Source organism: Corynebacterium sp. LaCa_282, assembly GCF_057198125.1.
Map to the genome: position 1 here is coordinate 977,035 of NZ_CP191095.1, position 11,490 is coordinate 988,524.

Genomic DNA, 11,490 nt, shown 5'->3' on the forward strand with positions numbered 1-11,490 from the left:
GTAGGCTAGGGTGCCATGAGAGAGCGAAATACCACCACCGCCGCCCAGGAGGCGGCACAGGCGGAGCGCCGAGCAGCACAAACCATGGATCTGCGTGGGCAGAAAGTGACGCTGTGGATCGCTGTGGCGGCCTATATTGTCTACCTCATCGTTCCTTATGCCGGCTCTGCCCACGGGTGGCAGGCCTTAAGCTTTGGCACCACCGAGGATGGGGTGAAGATCTCGCTGATGGAGACCGTCTCCGCGTGGCTCGCGCTACTTGGCGTGGGCGTGCTGACGACGGCAACCCTGCTGACCCGCCGCGCCACGCTCGGTCTGATTGCGTGGATGATGGTGACGGTTTCTTTCTTCGTTAACCTGTGGGGCTTTTGGTACCGCGGCTCCACCGCGGACGGCCCGGCCATTGGCATGTGGGTGGGCATGCTGGCGACCTTCCTGGCCTTCTTGGGCTTTAGTCTCGTCGCCCTGCGCCGCAGCCCGGAACAACGCGCGGCAGAAGAAAAGGTTCGCGCCTCGGCGGGCCAGCTGGATGAGGTAGGCAAATTCCAGTCCGATATTGCGTCCCCGCAGCCGCAGGAGATGCTTGTCGATGACCGCCGCAAGCAGGCCGCTGAGCGCCACCGCCACCAGCAGGAGGGCTAAAGGTGCAGCTCCCAGGCAGAAGACTGGGAGATTTCCCGCGCCCCGAGCCGCGCATACAGCGCGTTCATGGCGGCGTCGCCGGCTGCGACGGAACAATAGCAGCGGCGCACCTGCGGCCACGCTTGGTTGACCTCGTGCAGGGCGGTGAGTTTTGCTAATTGCGCCAGGCCTTGCCGGCGATGGTCGCGGTCGGTGACGGTGAGGGTCCATTCGCAGACCTCCGGATCCGCCGCCTCGTGGCGCGCCAGCTCGGTTAGCGCTAGGATGCCGTCGACGTCATCGATGAGCGCTACGAGGAGCGTATGCGCGCGCCGCGAGCGCAGGCGTTGGTGCGCTTCTTCCAACCGCTGCCGGGACCACACGATGGGCTCGGTGGATAAAGTGCCGGTATCGGCATCCGCGGAGGCGACCGTTAAAAGGCGCATGACATCGTCGATATGTTCTTCCGGAATGGCATAGTCCTGCCAAACCGCGGCCGAAAGCCCGGGCGGAAAGAGGGCGGCAGCCGGGTGCTCTGGAATATCGATGGCCAATTGCCGCTCGCTATGGCGCCGCGTAAAGCCCAGGGATTGGTAGACCGCCGCCATCGCGTCGTACTCCGGCGAAGTCTCCGGCGGGTGCAGCAGGCCTACGTGCGCGACGCTGCGTCCGAGCTGTTGGGTGATTTTTAAGGCGGTATCTCCCATCCAGGTAGCCACCTTGTGCCCCTCGGCATCAAGGGGGTCACCGGGCAGCGGGAGATCGCACAGGACGCACTCGATTTCCGCGGCATTGCGCTCTTCTAAAAGTGGCAGGCTGATGTGGATAAATCCCACGTAGTCCAGCTCGGGGCTCGGTGCGGTAGCGGGAATTTGGGGCAGACCGAGCTCGGAGACGGGCCCGAGCGTCGCCGGGCCATCGACCACCGCGAAAAGGTAAGTCTGCGATTCGCCCGAACCCTGCAGGCGGTGCACCACGCGGCTAGGCGAGGTCGAGGCCGCCGCATCCCCGCTTGCTTCCTGCGCCGCCAGGTTTGCCCAGAAAACAAAGGAACGGATACAATCCGCCGGTTCAGCCTCGGCTACCTGGGTCGGGCGCGCAATCTGAACGAGGTGCACTATTTATCGTTGACGGCATTGGCAGCGGCATCGGCAAATTCCTGCCATTGCTCCGCCTGCGCGCGCAGCTCCGCGGCCTTCTTCTCCTTGCCCTTAGCCTCCGCAGCCGCGGACTGGGCCTTGAAGTCTTCCACCTTGGCCTGGAATTGGGCCACGCGAGCCTGCGCTTCAGGGTCGGTGCGCCGCCATTCGGATTCCTCAGCTTGGTTGACGCGCTTTTCTAGCTGCTCAATCTTGGATTCATACTCGCGCACCTGATTGCGGGGCACAAAGCCGATTTCCTCCCACTTTTCCTGCAGTTCGCGCAGCTTAGCCTTGGCCTTGTCCATGCTTTGCGATGGGTCAATCAGGCTATCGTATTCCGCAAGCAGCGCGTCCTTCGCCTTGGCGTTTTCGGCGAACTCGCGGTCCCGCTCGTCGTTGACCGCATTGCGGGCATCAAAGAAGCGGTCCTGCGCCGCGCGGAACTTCGCCCACAGCTGGTCATCGACCTCGCGCGGGGCGCGGCCGGCAGCCTTCCACTCCGCCATTAGATCGCGGTAGGCGCGGGCGGTGGGGCCCCAATCGGTGGAGTCCTGGATGGCCTCGGCGCGCTCGACGAGTTCTTCTTTCTTCTTTCGCGCGGCCGCGCGGGCGCGATCGAGATCCGCAAAGTGCGAACCGCGGCGCCGATTAAAGGAATCGCGGGCGCGCGAATAGCGCTTCCACAGGCCGTCATCGGTCTTCTTATCGATGCCCTTAATCTGCTTCCACTCTTCCAAAATGGCGCGGATGCGGTCGCCGGCGGCCTTCCATTCCGTAGAGTTTTCGGCAATCTCTTCGGCCTCGGCGGCGAGCTTTTCCTTCGCCGCAATCGCATCCTGCCGGCGCTTTTCCCGCTCCGCCTGCGCCTGTTCCCCGGCCACAACGGAGTGATCAATAACCGCCGCGAGGCGGCGATCCAGCGCCGCGATATCGCCAATGACCGCAGCGGTAGGCAGGGTCTCGCGGAGTTCGGCGGCGGTCTGCTTGATTCCTGCGGCCTCGCTGGGGTTGGCGCGCAGGCGAGCCCCTAGGAGCTCGATCTCGGTGGCTAGGTCATCATACCGGGCGCCGAAGTGCTCGAGGCCCTCTTGCGCAGAGCCTGCCTGCCATTCCCCAATTTTGCGCTCGCCCTCGGGGGCGGCCACGAAGACGGACCCATCGGCATCGACGCGCCCCCACTTGGCCGGGTCGTTCTTGCTCGGTGATTGCACGGGCACGGGCTTGGCTGTGGGGCGGGGGCCCTTCTTGGGCATGGAACCTGGGGTAGGGGTGGGAGACATGGAAAGCCCTCCTAGACATATATCGCCGCGCGTCACGGCTGCCGGATGAAATCACTGGTTACATTACCGCGAAAAATCGCCGTGTGCCTAGAATCTATTTAATTACCTCCTCTTGGGTAGATAGTATGGAGGAATAATGTTCAATCTCATGGTTATGCCCGCCTCGCCGGCGCTGGCAGTCGAGCTAGCTCCCAACGATGCCGCCTCGCGGGCGCTGCTGGCAGCGGCGCGCACGCTGGCGGTTGAAGCCGCTGCCGCCGGCATGGAGGAGGCAGAAATTATCGGATCCCGCTCCTCGCGGTGGCGTACCCGCCACACGGGAAGCCTGCGCGCCTGGGGAGCCCACCAGGTACACGTGGGCGCGGGAGACTACCTGCCAGAAATCATGGCCCACTACGTCCTGTCCACGGCCCCACAGATAACGGTGCGCGATAGCCGCGACCGCCTAGGCACGCCAGACCCAAAGGTACTTAGCATCGTGGTTGCGGACGGCAGCGCGGGGCTTACCGAGAGGGCACCGCTGGCCCTTATCCCCGGCGCGCAGGAGGCACATCGGTGGTGCGAGGAGGTGTTGATGGGGGCATCGGCAAGCAGCGAGGCTGAGTGGCTGAAGCAACGCGGCGTGGAAGAGCCGGCGCTCTGGCTCGAGCTTGCCGGCTGCACGCCCAAGCGCGCGCAGGTCCGGGCGACGGACGCCACCCTCGGGGTAGGCCGCTACGTGGCAGGTTGGGAGGTAGCATGCGACCCATCGCAGTAGTTGGCCCCACCGCATCCGGCAAATCCGCGCTCGGGCTGGCCCTTGCCCATGAACTAGATGGGGAAGTGGTCAATGTCGATTCCATGCAGCTATACCGCGGCATGGATATCGGGACCGCGAAGCTTTCCCCCGCAGAGCGCGAGGGCATTCCGCACCACCAGCTCGATGTCTGGGACGTGACGGAGACTGCTTCCGTGGCGCGCTATCAGCAGGCGGCCTTGCGCGATATCGAGGACATCATGTCCCGCGGCAAGACTCCGATCCTCGTCGGCGGATCCATGCTCTATGCCCAGGCGTTGGTGGATGATTGGCAATTCCCGCCGACCGATCCGCAGGTACGGGCCAAATACGAGGCCCGCCGCGCCGATATCGGAACCGACGCGCTCCACGCGGAGCTCGCGCGCGTCGATCCGGCAGCCGCCGCTATCATCGAGGATAAAGACCCCCGCCGCACCGTCCGGGCGCTCGAGGTCATCGAGCTGACCGGCAAGCCCTTTAAGGCCAGCCAGCCGCCGAAGAACGGCCCGCCCCGGTGGGGGACCAAGCTGCTGGGGCTGCGGACTGATAGCGAGTGGTTGAACCCGCGCATCGAAAAGCGCACGCGCCTCATGTTTGAGCAAGGCCTCGTCGAGGAAGTCGAGCGCCTGCAGGATAAGGGGCTTGTGGCCGATTCCACCGCGGGCCGCGCGATTGGCTATGCGCAGGTTCTACAAGCCCAGCGCGGCGAACTGACCTGGGAGGATGCCGTGGAGCGCACGATTACTGGCACCCGCCGGTACGTGCGCCGCCAGCGCTCCTGGTTTAACCGCGATAAGCGCATTACCTGGCTCGATGCCGCGGGCGATACCACCGCCCGAGCTTTGTACGTGCTTGGGCGCTAGGGTAGAGGCTATGAAATTTGCCAAAGGCCATGGAACCGAAAATGACTTCGTCATCGTAGAAGACTTCGACGCCGAGGCGCCGCTCTCACCAGAGCGCGTGGCGGCGCTGTGTGACCGCCGGGCGGGCATCGGCGGCGATGGCCTGTTGCGCGTTGTGCGCGCCGGCGCCCTCGTGGACGCGGGCGAGTTGGCGGCACTTCCGGACGGGGTGGATTCCGCCGACTGGTTTATGGATTACCGCAACGCCGATGGGTCCGTGGCGGAAATGTGCGGCAATGGCACCCGCGTCTTTGCCCACTGGCTGCGCTCGCACGACTTGGTGGGCGAGGACGCATTCACCATCGGCACTCGGGCGGGTGCCAAGCAGGTGACGGTGCATTCCTGCGATGCCACCGACGCGAGCGTCACCGTGGAGATGGGCCCCGCGCGCGTGACCGGGGTATCTACCGCGTCCGTGGGCGGTGAGTCCTACGCCGGCCTCGGGGTGGATATGGGTAACCCGCACCTCGCGGCCGTCATCCCAGGCCTGGAACCGGAAGCATTGGCCGCCAAGGACCTCACGGCGCCTGTCTACGACGAGTCCTTCTTTCCCGGCGGGGTCAATTTTGAGCTGGTGACCCCGCTGCGGGAGGGGCACCTGCACATGCGCGTCTTCGAGCGCGGGGTTGGGGAGACACAGTCGTGCGGTACAGGCACGGTCGCGGCAGCTACCGCCGCGCTTGCCGATGCCGCCCAAGCCCTCGGCACCGTCCACGTCCACGTTCCCGGCGGCGAGGTCACCGTCGAGGTCTATGACGGCGGCACGCGCTTGACGGGCCCGTCCGCCATCGTCGCGACGGGTGAAACGAGCCTGTAAGGGCCTTAGTTTTCGTCGTCGATCTGCCGCGTGCGGTAATCCGGGCCGAGCCGGAAGGCCGCGCGGCGGGCCGCGAGCCACGATTCTTTCAGCTCGCGGGCGCGTTCATCGGTGACGCGGAGGAGGGCTTCCAAGTCCTGTGTGCGCATGCCGTGGGCGTGGATGCGGATATTGAGGCGGCGGAGGAAGCGGCGCGCCCCAGCCAATTCGTAGTGGAACGCATCGATGGCGGGGTGGGAGCAGTCGAGGTCCAGCAGTGCTGGCCGGTACAGCGTTCGATCCGCCAGCGACTCGGCCTCCGTGGAGGTTTCGAATTCTTCGAATTCGGCGATGACGTCCTGGATATCGTCCGCCGAAAGCGAAATGGAGCTGCGCAGGGCCTTTCTTTCCGCGGTATCGGGGCGCGTGCGCAGCATGAACCAGCCCGCGCCCACCAGCATGGCGGCGATGATGAGTCCGGGCAGTTTTAGCGTTACAACGATCGCGATCGCGCAAAGGACCAGGAGGATAAAGACAAGTGTCCTCCGGTTTTGTGGATCGCTAAGGAAAGGCATGGCCTAAAAAATCTAGTGCCCGCCGCAGCCGCAACCGCCGGATCCACAACCGCATCCGCCATCGCCGCAGCCGCCGGACGGCATGTCAATAGCGGCGGTGAGCAGGGCCGTACCGGAGATCACGGAATCCTTGGCCGGCAATTCGCCACGGTCCGCAGGCAGGCAGAGATCGAAGGGGAATAGCCCGTCCATGACGAGGTGCGCGAATTTCTCGCCGGTGAGTTCATTGGTGCGCCACTCGGCTTCCATCACCCGGGCGGCAAAGGTAGCCGCCGGCGTGGGGGCCTGTGCGCCGGAGCCAGAGGCGATGACGCGGGCGCCCTCGGATTCAAAGAGGGCGGGGTATTCGCCGTGTTCGGCCTCGTAGGCAGCCGGGGACTCGTAGGTAGTGATATCAAGGCCCATGGCGGTCAGCGATACCTGCTGCCATTCCTGCCGCGGTTCTTCTGCCAACAGTGGCCCCTGCGCGAGGTTCGCCGTGACCTGGGCCATCGGCGTGCCGAACGGATCGATGATGTCCATGATCGCTAGAACGTCATTGAACATCTCCACGTGGGCAAAACCCTGCGTGACCGCATCGAAGCCGATAAAGGTGGCGTAGGGCTCTACCGCCAAGATATTAAGCTGGGCGCCCGAGGGGTCGCCGTATTGAATGAGCTGGCCACCGCGGACCTCGCCGGTAACGGCAAGGCGGTCCGTGGCGATGGCTGCCTCGACCGCGTCCTGCCAGCGTTCGAAATCCAGGCCGATCGCCTGCATTTCGGTATTCTTCTTCTGGGTAGTAGTCGTTGGCCTAGGCTGCGTCGTTTCCATAGTCACCATTGTATCGCTTTGTCCAGTAAGCCCGGAAACCGCAATTCCCGTTTTGCGGCCTAACGTGCCAAAATAGATAGCAATATGAACAAATTTTCCCCGCAGAATTCTGATAGCTCGGCGAGCAAGGACGAACTTCTCGCCCAGGCCTTCCGCGACCACGCGGACACCCCGCAGGAAACCACGCCCACCAGCGGCGATCTAGATTTGGCCGAGCGCAACGCCTTCCGCCGCGTTACCCGCGAGACCTCCATCCGCGCCGAGGACACCACCGATGGCTACGAGGTGGAATACCGAAAACTGCGCCTCGAGCGCGTCATCCTCGTGGGCGTGTGGACCGAAGGCACCGTAGCGGAGGTTGAGGCCACGATGGATGAGCTGGCCGCCCTGACCGAGACCGCCGGTGCCGACGTAGTCGAAATGATTTACCAAAAGCGCGATAAACCGGATCCTGGTACTTTCATCGGCTCGGGCAAGGTAAAAGAGCTCCACGATATCGTCGAAGCCACCGGGGCCGATACCGTCGTGTGCGATGGTGAGCTGAACCCCGGCCAGCTCACAGCATTAGAGCGCGCGCTCAATACCAAGGTCATCGACCGCACCATGCTCATCTTGGACATCTTTGCCCAACACGCAAAGTCCAAGGAGGGCAAGGCGCAGGTCTCGCTGGCGCAGCTGGAATACCTCTATACCCACACCCGCGGTTGGGGCGGCAACCTTTCGCGCCAGGCCGGCGGCCGCGCCGGTTCCAATGGCGGCGTCGGCCTGCGCGGTCCCGGTGAAACCAAGATCGAGACCGACCGCCGGCGCATCCGCACCGAAATGGCGCGCCTGCGCAAGGAACTGCGCGGGATGAAAACCGCCCGCGAGGTCAAGCGCTCCAGGCGCCAGTCCTCCACGATCGCCCAGATCGCCATCGCCGGCTACACCAACGCCGGCAAATCTTCGCTCATTAATGCCATGACGAACGCGGGCGTGCTTGTGGAAGACGCACTTTTTGCCACCTTGGATCCCACCACGCGCCGCGCCTCGCTTGCCGATGGCCGCCTGGTCGTCTTCACCGATACCGTCGGCTTCGTTCGCCACCTGCCTACCCAGCTGGTGGAGGCCTTCAAGTCCACCCTGGAAGAGGTGCTCGCCGCCGATATCATGCTGCATGTCGTGGACGGATCGGACCCGTTCCCGCTCAAGCAAATCGAGGCGGTCAATAAGGTCATCTACGATATCGTCAGCGAGACTGGTGAGCAGGCCCCGCCGGAAATCATCGTGATCAATAAGATCGACCAGGCCGATCCGCTTGTGCTCGCGGAGCTGCGCCACGTCCTGGATCATGAGGACGTCGTCTATGTTTCGGCGCGCACGGGGGAGGGCATCGACGAGCTGAGCGCGCGCGTGGAGCTCTTCCTCAACTCCCGCGATAGCCACGTTAAGCTGCAGGTTCCCTTCACCCGCGGCGATGTCGTCTCGCGCGTGCACGCCGAGGGCACGGTGCGCAGCGAGGAATACACCGAGGACGGCACGCTTGTCGATGTCCGCCTGCCCGCCACCACCGCCCGCGAGCTCGCCGAATTCATCGTGGAGGAAGATTCCTAAAATTCGTGCTCCATGGGCCATAATGGTGGTTCGTGAGCATACTAGGTTGGACCGTCCACGGCGACGGTAAGAAGATTGCACCAGGCGCCGTGGTCGCGCCCGAGGAACGACTAAGTTGGGGCCGAACCATTGGCATCGGCATGCAGCACGTGGTGGCGATGTTCGGTGCTACGCTGCTGGTGCCCACCCTGACCGGATTTCCGGTCAATACCACGCTGCTGTTTTCCGGCCTCGGCACCATCCTCTTCCTGCTGATTACGCGCAATCGCCTGGGGTCGTCGTTTGCCTTCATCGCCCCGCTGACCGCCTCGCAGCAATACGGGATTGCGGCGCAGGCCGGATCCATTCTGGTGACCGGTTTGGTGCTGGTGGCGGTCGGATTCGTGGTCAACGCTGCCGGCAGGCGGGTGCTCGATGCGGTGATGCCGCCGGCGGTTACCGGCGCCATCGTCGCGCTCATCGGGCTTAATTTGGCGCCGAATGCGGCCGAGAACTTCGCCAGCCAGCCCTTGGTCGCAGGCATCACGCTGCTGGTTATTCTCCTAGCCACCGTCGCCGGGAGCGGCATGGTTTCGCGCCTGTCCATCCTCATCGGCGTGGTCGTCGGCTGGGTTTTCGCTGCCCTGACCGGTAATTTGGGCGAGGATGCCAAGGCTGCCATCGATGCCGCACCGTGGGTAGGCCTGCCCGAATTCCACGCCCCAGAGTTCCATCTTTCCGCGATCGCCGTGGCCTTGCCGGTGCTCGTGGTGCTGATTGCGGAAAACGTCGGCCACGTCAAAGCCGTCTCCGAGATGACCAACCGCGACTTGGACGACCTCGCCGGCGATGCCCTGATTGCCGATGGCCTCGCCTCCTCCCTCGCCGGTGGCTTCGGCGGCTCCGGTACCACGACCTACGCTGAGAATATCGGCGTTATGGCCGCCACGCGCGTCTATTCCACCGCCGCGTATTGGGTTGCGGCCCTAACCGCCATCCTATTGGCCTTCGTCCCGAAGTTCGGCGCGCTGATTTTCACCATCCCCACCGGCGTGCTCGGCGGGGCCACCCTCGTGCTCTATGGTCTTATCGGCATGCTGGGCGTGTGCATCTGGATGGATAATGAGGTCAACTTCAATAACCCGGTGAACCTGACGGCGGCTGCGGTGGCTTTGATCGCGGGCATCGGCAACCTGACCCTGACCGTGGGTGGGGTGAGCCTGGAGGGCATCGCCTGGGGCTCTGTCGGCATCATCGTTGCCTATCCCATCATGCGGCGCCTGTACGAAACCGTGGGCGAAGGCCACGATGCTAAATACTAAATTCTGTGGATAACTTTGTTGACCCTGCCGCGAAATAGCGGCGTGGCGGCAAGGTTCGCCGCGTAATCCACAGGCCTTCGTGCGTGCGGTCGCGGCCGCGCGCGGTTGTGCGTTGTACTAGGCGGCATGAACGCACTCGACCGTTATTTGACCGCGCTGGGCCAAGGGATGGACATCATCGCCGCCGCCCAGGGCTTAAGCGAGCGCGATTTGGTGCAGCGCGGCGCCAGCGACGTCGCCGCGCGCGAGGTGGTGCATCTTTGCGATGTCTACTTTGGCCGCTGTGCCTTTAGCGCCAAGCAACGCACGGCCCGCTCGACGACGCACCCGCTCGACGTGCTCAGCCTCATCGAAAAGTTCGCGCTGCGCGCTCGCACCCAGCGCGATGCCTGGGCCGTACGCTCCGAGTTATGCCAGTTCCGCGGAAGCGCCACTGCCTTGCGCAAGCGGGCGCGCGCCCTCTTGCGTGAGCTGCAACCGCCCCGCACTCCCAAGAAAGGCGTGCGGCTCACCCGCCGGCCGCGCGGACCGTGGTCGTTGACCATTACCGGGGAATCCGCCGACGTCGCCGATATGCACTCTGCTCTTGATAACGAGCGCCCACTGGAGTCCGTTAAATCCATCTTCTTCGGCGGGAAGTCCGGAGCGCGCACCACTGCGACTACGCAGGTGGTTATCACCTTGGACGAGCTCGACCGCATCGTCGATGGCGATGGTGAGGAAATAACCCTGCAGCTCACCAATGGCTCGCGCATCAGCGGCGCTGACCTCGCGAGTCGCGTCTTAAGCGATCACGGATACATCACGCTTGTGCATCCCGTTGAGGGGCCGGTCAACTTATACCGCACGTCCCGGTTTGCCAATGCGAAGCAGCGCTTGATGGCGGCCGCCGTCAATCCTGTATGCCCCTGGGAAAAGTGCAATTATCCTGCCGATGAGTGCCAGATCCACCACCTAGACAGCTGGCAGCACGGTGGCAATACCAATGCCGCTAACCTCGCGACCTGCTGCCCGTACCATAACGGCGTCAACGATGATGACCCGCAGGCCCCGCCGCGGCGCGGGCGATTGGCCCGAATACAAGGAAAGGTCCGCTGGCTTCCGCCGTGGGCCACGAACCCCGGCAGCCCGAACGAAAACGACCGGCCGCCATCCTAAGAATCCGGGCCAAGAGAATTAGCGCAAAAGGATTCGCGCGCCCGCACCGATCCACAGGTTCAGGGTCAAAAACCCTAGCGACTGCGCTAATGCGCCGCACGAGCGAGCTGAATAGCTGGCGCAATGGGCACTGGGAAACGGCCTATGGATCGCAAAAGCTCCCCGCCAACAAGGCGAGGAGCCTACTAGTCGTGTTTAAACGCTAGTTATGAGCAGCAGCGCTTAGGAAGCGTCGAGATCCTGCTCGATGAGGCCGGCGATCTTCTCAACGGCTTCTTCGTTATCAGAGGTAACGGTGACCTCGTCGCCCTGCTCGGCACCGAGGGCCATGATCATCAGGGAAGAAGCGGCGTCGGTCTCGTTATCGTCATCTTCTTCACCAACGAGGCTCAGGAAGATGTCCTCGTCGTATTCGCCAGCGGCGTCAGCGATGATGGAGGCAGGACGTGCGTGCAGTCCTACAGAGGAGCCAACCTTTACAGTCTTGGAAGCCATGGAAATTATCCTTTCTGTAGTTAATTTATCGTGATCCAG

12 protein-coding genes are annotated in these 11,490 nt (G+C 63.7%); 7 read left to right on the forward strand and 5 right to left on the reverse strand.

The annotated features are described in order from the left end of the window. Positions 1–15 precede the first annotated feature (15 nt). A complete protein-coding gene (locus ACP8KU_RS04555) occupies positions 16–642 on the forward strand; it encodes an Rv2732c family membrane protein (RefSeq protein WP_005278861.1) in 627 nt (208 codons plus the stop codon). Here the strand turns inward: ACP8KU_RS04555 and ACP8KU_RS04560 are convergent. After that, positions 639–1,739, reverse strand: a complete 1,101-nt coding sequence (locus tag ACP8KU_RS04560; protein WP_484484056.1) for a GNAT family N-acetyltransferase — start codon at positions 1,737–1,739, stop codon at positions 639–641. The genes ACP8KU_RS04555 and ACP8KU_RS04560 overlap by 4 nt on opposite strands. After that, a complete protein-coding gene (locus ACP8KU_RS04565; RefSeq protein ID WP_484484057.1) occupies positions 1,739–3,043 on the reverse strand; it encodes a DUF349 domain-containing protein in 1,305 nt (434 codons plus the stop codon). The genes ACP8KU_RS04560 and ACP8KU_RS04565 overlap by 1 nt, the downstream gene beginning before the upstream one ends. Positions 3,044–3,179: 136 nt before the next feature. Between ACP8KU_RS04565 and ACP8KU_RS04570 the strand changes: the two genes are divergently transcribed. From ACP8KU_RS04570 to dapF, 3 genes are read left to right on the forward strand one after another with little or no spacing between them, the layout of a single operon-like run. Further along, positions 3,180–3,800, forward strand: a complete 621-nt coding sequence (locus ACP8KU_RS04570) for a protein-L-isoaspartate O-methyltransferase family protein (RefSeq protein ID WP_284642175.1) — start codon at positions 3,180–3,182, stop codon at positions 3,798–3,800. After that, on the forward strand, positions 3,782–4,681 hold the full coding sequence (miaA, locus tag ACP8KU_RS04575; protein WP_484484058.1) for a tRNA (adenosine(37)-N6)-dimethylallyltransferase MiaA: 900 nt from the start codon (positions 3,782–3,784) through the stop codon (positions 4,679–4,681). The genes ACP8KU_RS04570 and miaA overlap by 19 nt, the downstream gene beginning before the upstream one ends. Before the next feature lie 10 nt (positions 4,682–4,691). Further along, on the forward strand, positions 4,692–5,537 hold the full coding sequence (dapF, locus tag ACP8KU_RS04580; protein WP_484484059.1) for a diaminopimelate epimerase: 846 nt from the start codon (positions 4,692–4,694) through the stop codon (positions 5,535–5,537). 5 nt (positions 5,538–5,542) lie between these two features. On the opposite strand, the gene ACP8KU_RS04585 is transcribed toward dapF, so the two are convergent. Continuing rightward, complete coding sequence (locus ACP8KU_RS04585; protein WP_023017356.1) at positions 5,543–6,091, reverse strand: hypothetical protein; 549 nt, start codon at positions 6,089–6,091, stop codon at positions 5,543–5,545. A gap of 12 nt (positions 6,092–6,103) precedes the next feature. Then, entirely contained in the window at positions 6,104–6,913 is an 810-nt protein-coding gene (locus ACP8KU_RS04590; protein ID WP_484484060.1) for a hypothetical protein, read from the reverse strand. 75 nt (positions 6,914–6,988) lie between these two features. Here ACP8KU_RS04590 and hflX point away from each other — a divergent pair, with 75 nt between their 5' ends. From hflX to ACP8KU_RS04605, 3 genes are all read left to right on the forward strand, one after another. Next, positions 6,989–8,497 (forward strand): GTPase HflX, encoded by a 1,509-nt coding sequence (gene hflX / locus ACP8KU_RS04595; RefSeq protein WP_284636194.1) that lies wholly within the window; start codon positions 6,989–6,991, stop codon positions 8,495–8,497. A gap of 32 nt (positions 8,498–8,529) precedes the next feature. After that, complete coding sequence (locus ACP8KU_RS04600) at positions 8,530–9,798, forward strand: uracil-xanthine permease family protein (protein ID WP_484484061.1); 1,269 nt, start codon at positions 8,530–8,532, stop codon at positions 9,796–9,798. Positions 9,799–9,924: 126 nt separating this feature from the next. After that, positions 9,925–10,956, forward strand: a complete 1,032-nt coding sequence (locus ACP8KU_RS04605; protein WP_284609168.1) for an HNH endonuclease signature motif containing protein — start codon at positions 9,925–9,927, stop codon at positions 10,954–10,956. 222 nt (positions 10,957–11,178) lie between these two features. Here ACP8KU_RS04605 and ACP8KU_RS04610 read toward each other — a convergent pair whose 3' ends face one another. Continuing rightward, a complete protein-coding gene (locus ACP8KU_RS04610) occupies positions 11,179–11,451 on the reverse strand; it encodes an HPr family phosphocarrier protein (RefSeq protein WP_005278890.1) in 273 nt (90 codons plus the stop codon). Positions 11,452–11,490 lie beyond the last annotated feature (39 nt).